The 16,672-nt window shown below is 61.5% G+C and carries 17 protein-coding genes and 1 tRNA gene; 9 read left to right on the top strand and 9 right to left on the bottom strand.

Features of this window, described 5'->3' with window-relative positions; all coding sequences use genetic code 11:
* Positions 1–41 precede the first annotated feature (41 nt).
* Complete coding sequence (locus tag CFI11_RS10435; RefSeq protein WP_130405664.1) at positions 42–1,583, bottom strand: trimethylamine methyltransferase family protein; 1,542 nt, start codon at positions 1,581–1,583, stop codon at positions 42–44.
* Between the two features lie 426 nt (positions 1,584–2,009).
* On the opposite strand from CFI11_RS10435, the gene CFI11_RS10440 reads away from it, so the two are divergent.
* The gene (locus tag CFI11_RS10440) at positions 2,010–2,600 is read left to right on the top strand and encodes an outer membrane protein (protein ID WP_130405666.1); all 591 of its coding nucleotides are present in this window, start codon (positions 2,010–2,012) and stop codon (positions 2,598–2,600) included.
* Here the strand turns inward: CFI11_RS10440 and CFI11_RS10445 are convergent, their stop codons facing one another.
* Both CFI11_RS10445 and CFI11_RS10450 read right to left on the bottom strand, forming a co-directional pair.
* On the bottom strand, positions 2,601–3,782 hold the full coding sequence (locus CFI11_RS10445) for a pyridoxal phosphate-dependent aminotransferase (protein WP_130405668.1): 1,182 nt from the start codon (positions 3,780–3,782) through the stop codon (positions 2,601–2,603).
* Positions 3,783–3,836: 54 nt separating this feature from the next.
* The gene (locus CFI11_RS10450) at positions 3,837–4,181 is read right to left on the bottom strand and encodes an MmcQ/YjbR family DNA-binding protein (RefSeq protein WP_130405670.1); all 345 of its coding nucleotides are present in this window, start codon (positions 4,179–4,181) and stop codon (positions 3,837–3,839) included.
* A 201-nt stretch (positions 4,182–4,382) separates the two neighbouring features.
* Here CFI11_RS10450 and cysS point away from each other — a divergent pair, with 201 nt between their 5' ends.
* The 3 genes from cysS to CFI11_RS10465 all read left to right on the top strand — a co-directional run bounded on the left by cysS (position 4,383) and on the right by CFI11_RS10465 (position 8,273).
* A complete protein-coding gene (gene cysS, locus CFI11_RS10455) occupies positions 4,383–5,774 on the top strand; it encodes a cysteine--tRNA ligase (protein ID WP_130405672.1) in 1,392 nt (463 codons plus the stop codon).
* Positions 5,775–5,896: 122 nt separating this feature from the next.
* Positions 5,897–7,513 (top strand): citramalate synthase, encoded by a 1,617-nt coding sequence (cimA, locus tag CFI11_RS10460; protein ID WP_130405674.1) that lies wholly within the window; start codon positions 5,897–5,899, stop codon positions 7,511–7,513.
* A complete protein-coding gene (locus CFI11_RS10465) occupies positions 7,497–8,273 on the top strand; it encodes a squalene/phytoene synthase family protein (protein ID WP_130405676.1) in 777 nt (258 codons plus the stop codon). Before cimA ends, CFI11_RS10465 begins: the two co-directional genes overlap by 17 nt.
* A 92-nt stretch (positions 8,274–8,365) precedes the next feature.
* Here the strand turns inward: CFI11_RS10465 and CFI11_RS10470 are convergent, their stop codons facing one another.
* Complete coding sequence (locus CFI11_RS10470) at positions 8,366–9,589, bottom strand: MFS transporter (protein WP_130405677.1); 1,224 nt, start codon at positions 9,587–9,589, stop codon at positions 8,366–8,368.
* Positions 9,590–9,691: 102 nt separating this feature from the next.
* Here CFI11_RS10470 and CFI11_RS10475 point away from each other — a divergent pair, with 102 nt between their 5' ends.
* Together CFI11_RS10475 and CFI11_RS10480 are read left to right on the top strand one after the other, a co-directional pair.
* On the top strand, positions 9,692–10,321 hold the full coding sequence (locus tag CFI11_RS10475; protein ID WP_130409987.1) for a DNA-3-methyladenine glycosylase: 630 nt from the start codon (positions 9,692–9,694) through the stop codon (positions 10,319–10,321).
* Positions 10,318–10,983, top strand: coding sequence for an alpha/beta hydrolase (locus CFI11_RS10480; protein ID WP_130405679.1), 666 nt, complete (start codon positions 10,318–10,320; stop codon positions 10,981–10,983). The genes CFI11_RS10475 and CFI11_RS10480 overlap by 4 nt, the downstream gene beginning before the upstream one ends.
* Here the strand turns inward: CFI11_RS10480 and CFI11_RS10485 are convergent.
* Positions 10,980–11,576, bottom strand: coding sequence for a pseudouridine synthase (locus CFI11_RS10485; protein WP_130405681.1), 597 nt, complete (start codon positions 11,574–11,576; stop codon positions 10,980–10,982). The genes CFI11_RS10480 and CFI11_RS10485 overlap by 4 nt on opposite strands.
* 213 nt (positions 11,577–11,789) lie before the next feature.
* Here CFI11_RS10485 and CFI11_RS10490 point away from each other — a divergent pair, with 213 nt between their 5' ends.
* Positions 11,790–12,374: an HNH endonuclease gene (locus tag CFI11_RS10490; protein ID WP_130405683.1), complete on the top strand. Its 585-nt coding sequence runs from the start codon at positions 11,790–11,792 to the stop codon at positions 12,372–12,374.
* A gap of 117 nt (positions 12,375–12,491) precedes the next feature.
* Here the strand turns inward: CFI11_RS10490 and CFI11_RS10495 are convergent, their stop codons facing one another.
* Positions 12,492–13,538 carry an ornithine cyclodeaminase gene (locus tag CFI11_RS10495; RefSeq protein ID WP_130405685.1) on the bottom strand — a complete coding sequence of 349 codons (1,047 nt, stop codon included), beginning with the start codon at positions 13,536–13,538 and terminating at the stop codon, positions 12,492–12,494.
* A gap of 8 nt (positions 13,539–13,546) precedes the next feature.
* Positions 13,547–14,473, bottom strand: a complete 927-nt coding sequence (gene rocF / locus CFI11_RS10500; RefSeq protein WP_130405687.1) for an arginase — start codon at positions 14,471–14,473, stop codon at positions 13,547–13,549.
* 114 nt (positions 14,474–14,587) lie between these two features.
* Between rocF and CFI11_RS10505 the strand changes: the two genes are divergently transcribed.
* A complete protein-coding gene (locus CFI11_RS10505; RefSeq protein WP_130405689.1) occupies positions 14,588–15,019 on the top strand; it encodes an Lrp/AsnC family transcriptional regulator in 432 nt (143 codons plus the stop codon).
* Here the strand turns inward: CFI11_RS10505 and CFI11_RS10510 are convergent.
* On the bottom strand, positions 15,016–15,480 hold the full coding sequence (locus tag CFI11_RS10510; RefSeq protein ID WP_130405691.1) for a disulfide bond formation protein B: 465 nt from the start codon (positions 15,478–15,480) through the stop codon (positions 15,016–15,018). The two genes, CFI11_RS10505 and CFI11_RS10510, sit on opposite strands and share 4 nt — an antisense overlap.
* Positions 15,477–16,055, bottom strand: coding sequence for a YqaA family protein (locus tag CFI11_RS10515; protein ID WP_130405693.1), 579 nt, complete (start codon positions 16,053–16,055; stop codon positions 15,477–15,479). Before CFI11_RS10515 ends, CFI11_RS10510 begins: the two co-directional genes overlap by 4 nt.
* A gap of 113 nt (positions 16,056–16,168) precedes the next feature.
* Here CFI11_RS10515 and CFI11_RS10520 point away from each other — a divergent pair.
* Positions 16,169–16,254 (top strand) — tRNA-Leu (locus CFI11_RS10520).
* The last annotated feature ends 418 nt before the right edge of the window (positions 16,255–16,672 follow it).

Genomic DNA, 16,672 nt, shown 5'->3' on the forward strand with positions numbered 1-16,672 from the left:
GGTATTCCCCAGTACCGGACGCCGCTTTGTTTAGATCCTGCTTACGTAGACAAATGGATCGGAAACCGCGCGCGGATCGCTGCGTCGGTGGCTGGGTCGAACAGGGCAGCCGAAGGTGCGTTCAGTATCTCCTCCCGGCGTGCGATGGCCTTTGCAACAAGGTCCGGCTTGCCCTGTTCGTCCCACTCTTTCGGGGACGTGCGATCCGCGAAGGCGGGATAGACATACTCCGTCTGCATCATCCCAAGGGTTTGTTCGGACCCAAGATAGTGACCGGGCCCGCCCATGCATGTCGCCTTGATCGTTTCGACCGAGACAGTGTCTTCGGTCACCTCGATCCCGCGCACGCAGCGCAGCGCCTGCCCAATGAGATCGTTGCCCAAGATCAGACTTTCGTGACAGAACCCCAAAAGGGAGGCATGCATTCCCGCGGCCTCGTAGACCATGTTCAGCCCCGCCATACCGGCCATGACATTCGACATCGCCTGTTCCCAGCCGGCCTGCATGTCGGGCAGTTTCGCATCCGCAATCCCTGCCGCGGCACCGCCCGGCAGATCGTAGAACCGATGCATCTGGGCACAGCCCGCCGTCAGCAGCGCCTGCTCGCCCGAGCCGCCGGACATCGCGCCCGTCCTCAGATCAGAGACAAAGGGCCAGGTGCCGAAAATCGCCGGATGACCGGGTTTTATAGCGTTCACGTAGACAAGCCCTGCTAGGCATTCGGCCACGGCCTGGACGATGGCACCGGCGATGGGGGCAGGGGCCGTCGCACCGGCCTGCCCGGCGCTCAGCAGGAGGACGGGCATACCCCCTTCGATGCAGGCTTCCATCACTTCGCAACTTTCCGTCGCGAACTTCATCGGTGGCACGACGAAGCAATTGGTGTTCGACACGAAGGGTCGGGCCCGCCAGGAATTCTCTCCGCCGGCGATCAGATGCAGCAATTCCAGCGCGTCGGGCACAAAGGCGGGTTCCGTGAAAGACGTGCCGATATGCTTTGTCGTACCTGCACAGCAGGCATAGACCGTGTTCAGGTCCATCTCGCGATTGTCGAGTACGTCGCGCGCCACCAATGGCCGTTGCAGAAAGTGGATATTGTCCAACCTGTCGGTAATGCGCGCCGCATCGTGCAGATCTTGCAACGTGCTGTCGCGATACGTCCGTGTTCGGACATCAACCAGGTGAACGGCGGCACCCGCCGTGCCGTAATGTACGCGCGCACCGGATAGGGTGAGGTCATGCGCCGGGTCCCGCCCGTGAAGCGTGACGGTGCGGTTCGCCTTGGCGATCGTATCTTCGATCAGGGCGCGCGGGAACCGAACGCGCCCGTCTGTGCCCAGGATGGCGCCCGCACCCGTGAGATACCGGATGCCGCTTTCGGGGGCGTCCGCAAGCCCGATCTCTTCCAGGGCGTCGAGGGCCGCGGTGTGGATCCGCTGCATGGCGGACTCTGTCAGCGGAGCGTAATGGCCGCCGCTCAATCCGGCGCGGATGGGCCGAAGATGGTCGGCGAGCGGTGCCGCCCGCGCAGCGCGCCGGGCCGCCCGTCCGCCACTGCGGGTGGGTGTGGTTGTCTCTGTCATTGGTCTGTCCTGTCTGAATCCAAGAAATGAGTTCAGACGATGTGCGGACGGCCTCTCGGGGCCCGACCGCGCTGCGCGCCGATCGTGCGACTGACTAGGCTGATCTTGCACAGCTCTTCTTGCATTATCGTCCCCGTTTTTTGTCATCATGGTCCGGGGGATCGCGCGTGGTCTATCTCAATCGCGACCACAGGTCGTTTTTGAACGCTCGAACCGTTGCTGATCGGATTTGTCCAAAGTGGCGACATTCCGCGCGTCCATTCGCCGTTATCTGCACATATTGGCCGAGATATTGGTCATTTCGGCGATCCACAGCCGGAAACGGCCCCCTCTCGGAGCCGTGAATGGGAACGGAAAGTGGGCCTCCATACGTTCTGACATCGTGGCCTCTGCTGTGAGGTCAGAGCAGAAAAATGGAGAAGAGACATGAAACTTCACCGAGTTTTGGCAGGTGTGACGGTTCTGATGGCGGCGCCTGCCGTGATGGCGGGCAACCTTGTCGAACCTGTACCGGAACCCGTCCCCGTGGCCCCGGCGCCTGCGCCGGTGGTTGTGGATACCGGCGGTGAGTGGACCGGCGGCTATGCAGGTCTGCAACTTGGTCAACTGGACGTCGATGGGGATGGCAATGCCGACGGCGACGACGTGATGTACGGCCTTCACGCCGGGTACGACTATGATTTCGGACGGTTCGTTCTGGGGGGTGAGTTCGACTACGACTTTGCCGATATCGACCTCAACGGGGCCGCGAACGTGGACAACGTGATGCGCCTGAAACTGCGTGCCGGTTACGACCTTGGCCGCACGTTGCTTTATGCGACGGCAGGGGCTGCGCGGGTTGATACCTCGATCGGGGATGAGACCGGCCCGTTCGGCGGTGTCGGTATCTCGTATGCGGTTGCGCCCAACTTCACCGTCGGCGGCGAGGTGCTTTATCACGAGTTCGACGAGCTGGGCAGTTCCGGGGTCGGCGCCGAGGCGACCAGCGTTTCGCTGCGCGGATCGTTCCGCTTCTAACTAGGCCGTCTTTTTCGCAGCGGCGCTGGCAAAGGCGCAGAGCGTCTCGAGCGCCGCTGCAAAGGCTTGATCGTCGATCGTCATGGCGACGCGAATATGCCCGGCGGCGGCCCGTCCAAAGCTTTCGCCCGGCATCACTGCGATGCGATGCCGGTCCAGAAGCGCATTGGCGAAGTCCTCGCCGCTCAGGCCCGTGGCTCGGATATCCAGCATCAGATACATCGCCCCCTGAGACGGGATCAGCCCGATCGTGTTTTGCGCGGCCAGTATCGACTGCGCCAAGTCGCGCCGCCGCCTGAAGGGCGCGGCGATTTCCGCTTCCAGCGCCGATCCCTGTTCCATCGCAAAGACGGCGGCGTCCTGGATGTAGCCGGGCACGCCATAGGTGGTATGCGTCGCCAGCGTGATCAGGTGGTCGATGGCCTGCGCGGGCCCAACCAGCCATCCACAGCGGGATCCGGTCATGGCGTGGCTTTTCGACATGGACCCGACGACAAGGGTCCGGTCGGCCATATCCGGCAGCCCGCGCGGTGAGATATGCGATCCGTCCCAGACCTGCGTATCGTAGACTTCATCGGAGATAAGCCAGAGGTCATGCGCCTTGCAGGCCTCTGATATCGTTTCAAGCGTCTCAAGATCGTAGACCACGCCGGTGGGGTTGTTGGGTGTGTTGATCAGCAGGGACCGCGCGCCCGTGGCCACCTGATCAAGAGCGGAGCGCTGCGGCTTGAACGCATCCTCCGGGCGCGTGATCACCGCCTTGGGGAAGGCGCCGACACCCCGGATCGTGCCCGGATAGGTGGCATAGTAGGGGTCGATGTAAAGCGCCGTGTCGCCTTCGTCACAAACCGCGTGATGCGCGGCGAAGAGGGCCGATTGCCCGCCCGGCGTGATCAATACGTTTTCAGGCCCCGTGGGCACGCCTGTCCGCTCGGTCATGCGTTGGGCTACCGTGCGGCGTAAAGTGTCGGTTCCTGGAACCATCGCGTATCCGGTATGTCCCCCTGCGGCCGCGCCGTGCATCGCGTTGAGAATACTGGCATGGGTGCGGATATCGTGCTCTCCGATCGTCAGTTCCGTCACCTCTTCGCCTGCAGCGATCATGGCGCGCGCGCGATAGAAGACGTCCCACCCGTCCGAGCCGCCGCCCGTCAGATGCGTGATGCGTTTGGATAGCTGCATGCCGGGCCCCCTTGCCGATTGCCGCAGAGGGTCAGAGCAGGCGGGGATTGTCAATCAGGCCCGTGTCGGCAAGCTGGCCTGCATCTTCTTTGTCAGGCTCGCGCGCACGATGTCATAGGACGCTTCCAGCCTGTGCCGCATCTCGGTCTCGTCGCAAGTCCAGGGCAGGCGGATCCAGCTGCGATGAAAATAAGGGGCTTTCTCGCCCACGCCGACCTCGATCAGCATCTGCGCGGTTTCGATATCGGGCGTTTTCACGGAAACCCCGTCATTCATCATGCCAACGCAGGCAAACATCTTACCGCCCACCTTCCACGCATCATGCCCACCGCCCCATGGGTCGGACCATTCCGCGCCTGGCAGGGCCTTGCAGATCTTGTTCACGAATTCGCGGCTCATGTCTGCAATAGTGCTGAAACAGTGCCAACCGCTCAAGCCTTGATTTATCAGCGCCCTTGTGCGACGTGAGAACCATGACAAACCGGATCTGCATAAGCTGCTGCATTTCCTGCTGAGTGATTCAGCGGGCCGGTCTCTTCTGTCATTTCCATTCAGGATCAGAGTTGCTAAGCCCGCGCTGCGCTGCGTGAGGACCACGTTATGACGACGATCAAAATCCACAATTCCAAGACCCGCCGGAAAGAGGTTTTTGAGCCTCTGGATCCAGAGAATGTGCGCATGTATGTCTGCGGACCCACGGTTTATGATCGCGCCCATATCGGCAATGCGCGTCCGGTGATCGTGTTCGATGTGCTCTACCGGCTGTTGCGGCATGTCTATGGCGAGGAACATGTCACATATGTGCGTAACTTCACGGATGTGGACGACAAGATCAACGCGCGTGCGGCGGAAAGCGGGCGGCCCATCGCCGAGATCACGGCCGAGACCACGCAATGGTTCCTGGATGATATGGGCGCTGTCGGCGCGCTTGAGCCAGACCACATGCCGCGCGCGACCGCTTATATTGCGCAGATGATCGCAATGATCGAGACGTTGATCGACAAGGGCCACGCCTATGCGGCGGAGGACCATGTGCTCTTTTCGGTGGGCAGCTATGCGCAGTACGGGGCGTTGTCGGGACGGTCGGTTGATGACATGATCGCGGGCGCCCGGGTGGAGGTCGCGCCATATAAACGCGATCCGATGGATTTCGTTCTGTGGAAGCCGTCCTCGGAGGATCTGCCGGGTTGGGAGAGCCCGTGGGGACGCGGGCGTCCGGGCTGGCATATCGAATGCTCGGCCATGGCTTACGAGATCCTGGGCGAGAGTTTCGATATTCACGGCGGCGGCAATGATCTGACCTTCCCGCATCACGAGAACGAGATCGCACAAAGCTGCTGCGCGCACCCGGAGGGAGATTTCGCACGGGTCTGGATGCACAATGAGATGCTGCAGGTCGAGGGCCGGAAGATGTCCAAGTCGCTGGGCAATTTCTTTACTGTACGCGACCTGCTGGACAACGGTGTGCCGGGAGAGGTCATCCGTTTTGTGTTTCTGTCGACGCGCTACCGAAAGCCGATGGACTGGACAGACGAAAAAAGAGCCGAGGCGGAGTTACATCTAAGGACTTGGTTTCGCTCTACTGAAAATACTCAGCCAAATCCTGATGTTTCTGAGTTGATCAGGGCGCTTATCAACGACTTGAACACAGCCGGAGCGATTTCCGTGATGCACTCGTATCAGTCCAGAGGAGATTACGGCCGACTCAGAGCAGCCATGGATTTGCTCGGCTTTCCCAAGGCTGAGGAAGTTGATTGGTTCAGAGGTGGAACGGAGATGGCTAGCTTCTCGGATCTTGCTGATAGCGCGGATGTTCTGTGGCCTTTGGTCAATAGGTGGCAGCACCTTAGAGATAGAAAAGAATATACGGAAGCTGATGATTTGAAGAGGAAAATTGAGAATGCTGGGTTAAAGCTGTCAGTCGGAGCAGCTGGACCAAACGTGGAACGATTGGACAGTTATGACCCAACAAAACTCATTGATCTGATCTGAAGCCTTTTTATGAAGATGATCGCCGCATACCCAGATTTCGGAAAACATGTGAAGGTTGGCGATGCATGGCTGCGACATCGAAACCAGCTTTGCTTTCCAACTTTTCAGTAAGCGAGGGCTAAATGATCCGAGAACGCCTGACGCTTTACGACACCACGCTGCGCGATGGCCAGCAGACGCAAGGTGTGCAGTTTTCCACCGCCGAGAAAGTGCAAATCGCCCAAGCGCTCGAGGCGCTTGGGCTGGATTACATCGAAGGGGGCTGGCCCGGCGCGAACCCCACCGACAGCGCCTTTTTCGAGCAGGGGCTTGAAACCCGCGCCCGTATGACCGCCTTTGGGATGACCAAACGCGCGGGCCGCTCGGCCGCGAATGACGACGTTCTTGCCGCGGTGCTCAATGCGGGAACACCGTCGGTCTGTCTGGTGGGCAAATCGCATGACTTCCATGTGACCGAAGCGCTTGGAATTTCGCTGGATGAGAACCTCGACAACATTGCGCAATCCTTTGCACATATTGTGAAATCCGGACGTGAGGCGCTCTTCGATGCCGAGCATTTCTTCGATGGCTATGCCTCGAACCCGGACTATGCGCTGGCCGCTCTGCGTGCGGCCCTGGATGCAGGCGCCCGCTGGGTGGTGCTGTGCGACACCAATGGCGGCACGTTGCCGGGGACGGTCGAGCGGGTCGTTTCGGAGGTGATCGCGGCAGGCATCCCGGGCGATCGGCTTGGCATCCACACCCACAACGACACCGAAAACGCGGTGGCCTGTACGCTGGCCGCCGTGGATGCCGGTGCGCGGCAGATCCAGGGCACGCTGAACGGTTTGGGAGAGCGCTGCGGCAACGCCAACCTGACCTCGCTGATCCCAACACTTCTGCTCAAGGAGCCTTACGCCAGCACGTTAGAGACCGGCGTCAGCCTGGAGGCGTTGGAGGATCTGACCCGCATCAGCCGGATGCTTGACGACATTCTCAACCGCGTTCCGATGAAACAGGCGCCCTATGTGGGTGCGTCCGCTTTTGCACACAAGGCGGGCCTGCATGCGAGCGCCATTCTCAAGAACCCCGCCACCTATGAACATGTCGATCCGGCTACCGTTGGCAATGCCCGGATCATCCCGATGTCGAACCAGGCGGGGCAGTCGAACCTGCGCAAACGCCTGGCAGAGGCTGGCCTGACGGATCTGGGCGACAGCGATGCGTTGGGCCGCATTCTGGACCGGATCAAGACACGCGAGGCGCAGGGCTATTCCTACGACACCGCGCAGGCTTCGTTCGAGCTGCTTGCGCGCGGCGAATTGGGGCAATTGCCGGAGTTCTTCGAGGTCAAGCGCTACAAGGTGACAGTCGAGCGCCGCAAGAACAAATACAACCAGATGGTGAGCCTGTCGGAGGCTGTCGTTGTCGTCAAAGTCGATGGCGAAAAGAAGCTGTCGGTGAGCGAGTCGCTGGATGAGGTCGGCAGCGACCGTGGCCCGGTCAACGCGCTGTCCAAGGCGCTTGCGAAGGATCTGGGCCGTTATTCGGCCACGCTTGAAGATATGCGGCTTGTCGATTTCAAGGTGCGTATCACGCAGGGCGGCACCGAGGCTGTGACCCGCGTTATCATCGACAGCGAAGACGGGCAGGGGCGGCGCTGGTCCACGGTCGGCGTGTCGGCGAACATAGTGGACGCCTCATTCGAGGCCCTGCTCGACGCGATCGAGTGGAAACTTATCCGTGACGTTCGGTGCTGATCTGACAGCCTGTGCCCGGATCGTCGAGCGCGGCGATCCCGACCGTTTCATGGCGGTGATGGCAGCCCCTGTCGCGACACGCCGGGTCCTCTTCCCGCTTTATGCCTTTAATGTGGAGGTCGCGCGGGCACCCTGGGTCACCGAAGAACCGATGATCGCCGAGATGCGCCTGCAATGGTGGCGCGACGCTTTGGAGGAGATCGCAACCGGAGCCGCTCCGCGACGGCATGAAGTTGTCACCCCGCTCGCCGAAATCCTGTCGCCGGACCTGGCCAAGGCGCTTGATACAGCTGTCTCGGTGCGTCGTTGGGACATATACAAGGATCCCTTCGAGGATGCCGATCATTTCGAAACCTATCTTGCCGAAAGCGCGGGCACGCTTCTTTGGGTCGCGACGGCGAGCCTGGGCGCGGCTGATGAAACGACTGTCCGGGATCTTGGATACGCGATGGGCTTGGCCAACTGGCTGCGCGCCCTGCCGCAGTTGGAGGCGCGGGGCCGCATTCCGCTCCTCGATGGTACACCGGCAGGGCTGCGTCTGCTTGCCCGCGATGGTCTTGATCGCCTGACACGTGCGCGCAGAAACCGCGGTAAAATCTCTGCCGAAGCCCGGCCGGCGCTGCTGGCGGCCTGGCAAACGGGATCGATCCTACGCAAAACGCTCAAGACCCCTGAGGCGGTTGCTGCGGGCACGCTTGCCCAAAGCGATGGGCGCAAACGCCTCTCGCTCATGTGGCAGGCGGCAAGCGGGCGTTGGTAGCCCGTTTTTCCTCACCTGAGAACGTTGGAGGTGACGTTACCTTCAGGCCGGGAGCGGGCTGAAACCCCGATACGCGTCTGCGGCAGTACCTATTATGCTGGCGCGGATTTCGGTCGTAGCATGAGCCAGATCAGAGACCCGCCCGCAAGTGCGAGGAAAGGCGCCATGGCGAGGTTCACCGCGGTCCACCCTTCGACCGGGGAGCCGCCGGAGCAGTTCATCAGGCCGCCCGATGCAAGGGAGGCAAAGGTGACGCCGCCAAAGACCAGCAGGTCGTTCAGACCCTGCATGCGTCCGCGTTCCTGAGGCGTGTGCGCGTCGGCCAGCATGGCTGTTGCACCGATAAAACCGAAGTTCCAGCCGATGCCCAGAAGGATCAGCGCGATGAAGAAGTTGAAGAGTTCGACATCATGCAGGGCCACTGCACCGGCACAGGCGAGAATGAACAATCCTGTTGCCACAATCCGCTCGACCCCGAACCGCGCGATCAGGTGTCCTGTGAAAAAGGACGGCGCGAACATGGCCAGCACATGGGCGGTCACCACGTTGGAGGCGTCCGCGACGCCAAACCCGCACCCCACGACGGCAAGAGGGGTCGATGTCATGACCAGGTTCATCAGCGCGTAGGACACCATCGCGCAGATCACGGCGACGGCGATACGCGGTGTCGTCAAGAGCTCCCAGCGGCTGCGCCCACGGGGTGTATCCGCAGAAGGGGCGGGCGGTTTCGGAATGTCCAGCAGGAAGAAGAACAGCATTCCCAGAACGTTCAGGCCCATCGCCGCAAGATAGACGGGGAAAAAGCGCATCACCGTGGCGTCTGGGGTGTTGCCGCTGAGCAGGCTGACAAGTTGAGGACCGATAATGGCGGAGACCAGACCGCCGGCCATCACATAGGAAATCGCCTTGGGCCGAAACGCGTCCGACGCGGTGTCGGCGGCGGCGAAACGGTAAAAGCCTTGCGCGGACATATAGATGCCAGTCAGATAGCTGCCAGCGACAAAGAGCCAGAAGCTTTCGAGCATCAGGGCATAGGCTGAAATCGCCGCACCGATCAGACCACCCGCCGCGCCCAGAAGAAATCCTGACCGCCGTCCGAAACGCTGCATCACGGTGCTGAGCCACGGCGCCGTGGTCATCGAGCCGAACACGATCAGGGAGATCGGAAGCGTGGCCAGACAGACCAGCGGGGCCATCTGCTGACCGGCAAGGCCGCCGACCACGAAGATCATGGTGATCTGGCTGCCCAGCACCGCCTGCGCGGCAACCAGAACGGCCACGTTGCGTTTGGCGCGTGTGTCTGTCTGCGTGCTCATGAATGTTGCGTATCTCCGATCCTCAGCGGGGACAAGCGGCTTGCACGTCGCAGTCCGCGGTCTAGGCTGACAGGAGCTAGCGAAGGGGGGAATATGGATCGGATGATCGGGCGGCGGATCGAGGGGCCGGACTGCGTGGCGGAAGGCGCGGCATGGCTGGCCGCGCGCGATGCGCGGTTTGCGGAGGCGCTGGCCCAGACCGGGCCGTTGCCGCTGCGGCTGAGACCGGACGGCTTTGCCCAGCTTTTGAGTGCGATTGTCAGCCAGCAGGTCAGCGTTGCCTCTGCCAATGCGATCTGGAACCGGATGCGCGCGGCACGGCTGACGGGGCCGCGCAAGATCCTCTGGGCCAGCGATGACGATTTGCGCGCGGTCGGGTTGAGCCGTCAGAAAATCCGCTATGCCCGCGCGCTGGCCGATGCGCGCATCGATTACTCAGCCTTGCGCGACATGCCCACCGAGGAGGTGATCGCGGCCCTTGTCGATGTGCCGGGGATCGGGATCTGGACGGCGGAGATCTATGCGATGTTTTCGCTGGGCCGCGCGGATGTCTTTGCTCCCGGAGATTTGGCGCTGCAGGAGGCAGCCCGCATTCTCTTCGATCTGCCCGATCGCCCGAAGGAGCGGGCCTTGCGCGAGCTGGCGGAGGCGTGGTCGCCCTGGCGGTCGGTTGCAGCACGGCTGCTCTGGGCCTATTACCGCGTGGCCAAGGACAGGGAAGGGATCAGATGACACGGGTTTTGAATGCCGGCCGGAAGGACCCGGTTTCGGGGGAAACACGTTCAGCGCTGGTGTTTCTACATGGCTACGGTGCAAATGGAGCGGATCTTCTGGGGCTGGCCGATCCGCTGGGAGAGCATTTGCCGGATACGCTTTTTGTTGCGCCTGATGCGCCGGAAGCTTGCGCCGGGGCCCCGTTCGGCTTTCAGTGGTTTCCAATCCCATGGATCGACAATTCGTCGGAAGAGGAGGCGGCGCGCGGCATGCGCGCGGCGGTCGACGACCTGAACGCGTTTCTTGACGCGTTGATGGTGGATGAGGATCTTCTGCCGGAACAGGTCGTGCTTTTCGGGTTCTCCCAGGGCACGATGATGAGCCTGCATGTCGCACCAAGGCGCGAGGATGCGGTTGCGGGGATCGTGGCGTTTTCCGGTCGCTTGCTGGAGCCCGAGTTGCTGGAAGACGAGGTCAAGGTGCGGCCGCCGGTTCTGCTGGTGCACGGTGATGCGGACGATGTCGTACCCGCACAATCGCTGCCCGAAGCGGCGGAGGCGTTGCAAAAGGCGGGTTTCCAGGATGTCTATGCGCATATCATGAAAGGGACGGGCCACGGGATCGCGCCGGACGGTCTGAGCGTGGCGCTGGCCTTCATGCGGGACAAGCTGGGACTTTAGGCGGGTCCGCTCCTTCGCCCTTTTGGGCGTCGTCGCGGTTGCGGCGGCGCATCGCGCCATGCGCCAGGGAGGAGGTTGTTCATGCTCCAATCGCCGATGCGGGCCCGGATAAGGCGGAGCGTGGGATGACCCACAGCGGCTGTCATTCGGCGCACCTGACGGTTGCGGCCCTCGGAGAGCGTGAGTTCGATCCAGCAATCCGGTACGGACTTGCGCACCCGGATCGGAGGCTCGCGTGGCCAAAGACCCGGCGGTGGGGCGATCTGCCGGACCTCTGCGGGGCGGGTCCGCCCGTCTTTCAGGGATACGCCCGCGCGCAGCGCGTCGAGTGCCGCGGCCCCGGGTAGACCTTCGATCTGCACCCAGTAGGTTTTCGCCATCTTATGACGGGGATGGCTGATCCGGGCCTGCAGCGCGCCGTCATCGGTCAAAAGCAGCAAGCCCTCGCTGTCGCGATCCAGCCGGCCGGCGGGATAGACATCCGGCACGTCGACATAGTTCGAAAGGGTGGCGCGCGGACTGTCCGCCGTCCCCTTGTCGGTGAATTGCGACAGTACGCCATAGGGTTTGTTGAAGAGGATCAGTCGCGTCATGGGCTGCTCTTGGCGCAAAGCGGGCCGCCGGGCAAGCGGACTGTGGATAAGTGTCATGGACCTGTCACGGAATCGGCCTATCTGATCTGCGACAGCTCGTCGAGATTATGGGGCTTGCCCGATGACGGACACGAGATATAGTCGAGGCAAGCTGGGGCGGGGTTCCCCGCTCTGGTGCCAAGGACAGGCAGGCAGGGCGAGGACGGCGTAACGATGGACGGCGATTTCAGGACGGAGTTTGTACGCGAACCCAGCGCGCTGAGGCATCATCCGGCGTTGGTGCTGAATGCCGACTACCGGCCACTCTCCTACTACCCGCTTTCGCTTTGGCCCTGGCAGGATGCGATCAAGGCGGCCTGGCTTGATCGGGTCGATATCGTTGCGGAATATGACGAGGTGGTGCGCAGCCCCTCGACAGAGATCCGGATCCCGTCGGTTGTGGTGCTGAAGGATTACGTCAAGCCGCAGAAGAAAGTTGCGTTCACGCGGTTCAACCTGTTTTTGCGGGATGAGTTTCGCTGCCAGTATTGCGGAGCGAAGGGGGAATTGACCTTCGATCATGTCGTGCCCCGCTCGGCCGGGGGGGTGACAAGCTGGCAGAACGTGGTCGCCGCCTGCAGCCCCTGTAATCTGCGCAAGGGATCGAAGTCGCTGAGACGTGCCGGCATGTCGTTGCGCAAGCCGCCCCGCCAGCCCGGCGCCGAGGAGTTGCGCAACATGGGGCGGAAGTTCCCGCCGAACCATCTGCACGAAAGCTGGATGGACTTCCTGTACTGGGATGCTGAACTGGAAGCGTAAGCGACCGGGTGTTGCCAAACGGAGCGCCTTGCGGCGCATTCTTTTTATGGATCTGGTTGAGATGTGAGCCCGATATGATCTGTGGCGGGGCAGCCTGAGAGCGTGTGCGGCGCCGATTTATGGGCGGGCGCGCTGAAGCATTCCGTAGAGGTCGCGGGGGTCGTCCGGGTCGGCGAGCAGATCAAGCGGATGGTAGAGCGGATGATTGGCCAGTTGGTCGCGGATATAGCGCAGGGCCGAAAAATCCTCGATCGCGAAGCCAACGCTGTCGAAGAGGGTGATGTCGGTGGCGGCGCGGCGACCGGGCGTGGTGCCGGAGATCACCTGCCAAAGCTCGGTGACCGGATGGTCGGGGTCGAGCTGCTGGATCTCTCCCTCGATGCGGGTCTGGGGCGGGTACTCGACGAAGATCCGCGCACGCTGCAATATCGCCGGGGCCAGCTCGGTCTTGCCCGGGCAATCGCCGCCGATGGCATTGATATGGATGCCGGGGCCGATCATGTTGTCAGTCAGGATCGTCGCATATTGCTTGTCAGCCGTACAGGTGGTCACGATCTCGGCCCCTTCCATCGCCTCCTCTGCTGTTGCGCAGGAGACGATCCGCAGGCCCGTCCCGGCGAGGTTGGCCGCACATTTCCGGGTGGCGTCTGCATCGGTGTCGTAAAGGCGGATCGTGTCGATGCCGCAGATTGCCTGCATCGCGAGGGACTGAAACTCTGACTGTGCGCCATTTCCGATCATGGCCATCGTCCTGGCGCCAGAGGGCGCGAGATGCTTTGCAACCATCGCGGAGGTGGCGGCCGTGCGGAGCGCGGTCAGAAGCGTCATCTCGCTCAGCAGCACCGGATAGCCTGTGGGAACATCCGCCAGAAGGCCAAAGGCGGTGACGGTTTGCAGGCCTTCGGCCGTGTTTTTGGGGTGACCATTGACGTATTTGAACCCGTAGACCGCGCCATCCGAGGTCGGCATCAACTCGATCACGCCCTCCGCGGAATGGCTGGCGACGCGCGGGGTCTTGTCGAAGAGCTCCCACCGTTTGAAATCGGCTTCGACATAGTCTGCAAGGCCACGCAACATGTCAGGCAGGCCGATCCGGTGGATCAGCTGCATCATGTGATCGACGGATACGAAGGGGACGAGCGCTTTGTCAGAGGGTTCTAGCATCGAAGATCTCAGGAATAGGCCCGGGTGGGGCGGTCGAAAACACGGCGGCCGAGCGCGGAGGCGGCGAGATCCACCATGACCTGCGCCGTGCGGCCGCGTTCGTCGAGAAAGGGGTTCAGCTCAACCAGATCGAGGGAGCTCATAAGGCTGCTGTCATGGATCATCTCCATCACCAGATGGGCCTCTCTGATCGTGGCGCCGCCGGGAACGGTCGTACCGACCGCGGGGGCGATCACTGGATCAAGGAAATCGACATCCAGCGAGACATGCAGCAGGCCATTGGCACTTTTGACGCGATCCAGAAAGGCGGCCAGGGGTTTCGCGATGCCGTTCTCGTCAATCTCGCGCATGTCATGACGGTGGATCCCGGTTGTGTTCAGCGCGGCCCGTTCTTCGGGATCGACGGATCGCAGGCCCAGAATGCAGATCCGCTCCTCCGGGATTGGATGTTGCACGGTCGGAAAGCCGTCAAACCCCGTACGACCGGTCACATAGGCCAGCGGGGTGCCGTGAAGGTTTCCCGAAGTGCTGGTCTCCGGTGTGTGAAAATCTGCATGAGCGTCGAGCCAAAGGACGAATTGCGGTCTGCCCAGAGAGGCCGCGTAGTTAGTGACGCCCGCGACGCTGCCCAGAGAGAGGGCATGATCCCCGCCCAAAAAGATCGGCATGCCATCATGCATCGCCTGTTCCGCAGCCGCGATGAGCCGGGTGGTCCATCCGATCGTCTGATGTCGCGCATGCGGATGATCGCCGTCGCGATCCGCCGCATGATCGGCGACGGTGAGATTGCCGGTATCGCGCACGGCATGGCCGAGATCGCGCAACGCATCGGCCAGGCCCGCCGTGCGGTAGGCATCTGGCCCCATCAAACAGCCGGTTCTGCGCTTTCCGCTGTCAACGGGTGCTCCGATCAAAATGCAGGTTTCCGGGGTCATGTCGGCAGGGCTCGCTCAATCATAGGGTTGCACAGATATCGCGACGATTTGGGTTGCATCAAAGAGCTTCGATTGATCAGAATGCGGCAATTCTGTGCGAATTGGGGAATAGAATTGGACAAAACGGACGAGCGGCTGGTGGGTGCGCTCAGGCAAAACGCGCGCGCATCTCTCTCAGAGCTGGCGATTCAGCTGCAGATGTCGCGCACAACGGTCAGGGCGCGGATCGAGCGGCTGGTCAAACGGGGCGATATCCTGGGCTTCACCGTGGTGATGAAGGAGGATGTGCTCACCGATCCTGTGCGGGGTCTGATGATGATCGGTATCGAAGGCCGGGGTACGGACCGGATCCTGCGCCAGCTTCATGGGTTGACGGATGTGCGCGCGGTGCATTCAACCAATGGACGGTGGGACCTGATCGTCGAGTTGGGGACCGAAACGCTGGAAGCGCTCGACAAGGTTCTGAACCGGATCCGTCAGATGGACGGTGTCACGACAAGCGAGACCAGTCTTCTTCTGGCCACGCGAAAGTCTGCCGGACGCTAGCGGGCGGGCGCGCGCAGGGCGAGAAGCCAGAGCGCCAGGAGGCCCAGAGACAGAAGGGTGTTCCAGCTTGCCATGGACAGGCTTAACAGCTCCCATGGCACCTCGTCGCAGCGCACGAGGGGCGCAGCCATGATCTGGTCCATCAACTCGTCGGTTGAAAGATCGCCGACGGGGCCAGACGTGCAGGTGCTGGGGCCTTCCCACCATCCCCGTTCGACCCCGGTGTGATAGACGCCGATGCCTCCGGTCGCGACGACGGCCAGACCGCCCAGCATCAGGAAGATGCGCCCGCCCAGCAGGAGGGCCAGTCCAGCACAGATAACGGCCACGGCATGCGGGTAGCGCTGCCAGATGCACATCGCACAGGGCGCGAGTCCCCCCAAATGCTGGAAGGCGAAGGCGCCCAGCAGCAACGCCGCCGAGCCGAACGCAGCCAGCGTGATGAGTTGGGAGCGTGTCATAAGAGGCGAAGCACCGCAAAACCACCGATCAAAAGCGCGACAAACAGAGTAAACATAAGACCCAGCCTGCGCTCGATGAAGTCACGGATGGGTGAGCCAAAGCGCCACAGCAGACCGGCGACGATAAAGAAGCGAAGACCTCGGGCCAGGATGGAGGTGGCGACAAAGGTCGCCAGCGGCATCCCGGTCCAGCCCGACATGATGGTGATCACCTTGTAGGGAAACGGCGTGATGCCAGCGGTGAGCACGGCCCAAAAGCCGAAATCGTTAAAGCGCGCATTGAATGCCAGCATCGCATCGGCCTTGCCAAGTGCCGAAAGGATGGGGTGTCCAACGCTTTCATAGGCCAACGCGCCGATCGCATAGCCCAGCAGCCCGCCAAGGACCGATGCGATCAAGGCCACACCGGCGATCAACCAGGCACGCGATGGGCGTGCGAGGATCATGGGGATCATCAGAACGTCGGGCGGGATCGGAAAGACCGAGCTTTCCAGAAACGCAATAAAGGCGAGCCACCACAAAGCCTGTGGATGCTCAGCCAAGGCGAGGGTGCGATCATAGAGGGCTCGGATCATCAAACTGCTCTCTTTTTGCGTTCGCTTCTGCACGGGTGCCTGGGGTCAGGTCAAGCGCGCATCAACTTTTCGGTCTGGACCTTGGCAAAGGGCTTGGGTAGACGACAGGAGAGGCCCAAGTGGCGGAATGGTAGACGCAGGGGATTCAAAATCCCCCGCCTTTGCGGGCGTGCCGGTTCGAGTCCGGCCTTGGGTACCAACAGCCTCCCCAAAATTCACCCGATTGAGACCGCGAGTCGTGTAAGCGAAAATTTGCCGTCAAATTTCAGCAAGGACTTGTCAGCGAAAACATGCCGTCTAGGTGGCGGCAATTTGGCGTGGTTTCTCCGGGGTTCAGCCGAATCGAGCTTTTGTGCAGCATTCGATTCGCTTTTTTGCCATAACTTTTGCATTTATTGGTGGTCAGTGTGTGCAAAAAACATGCATTGGTTCCGTATCGAGAACGAGGGTGACGTAAGGTCGCCAGGGAAATGGCGGCGTCATCTTGTTTTTGTGAACAGCTTAACTGTTTCGGAAATGTGAACGGCGGCTTTCTGGGCGGTGCGTGAGTTTTCGAAATATCGGTATTATCGCGCAGGAGTTCCGCATATTTTGTGGATTTAGGGGAAACAATCCGC

It is taken from the genome of Thalassococcus sp. S3 (genome assembly GCF_004216475.1).
Taxonomy (GTDB): Bacteria; Pseudomonadota; Alphaproteobacteria; order Rhodobacterales; family Rhodobacteraceae.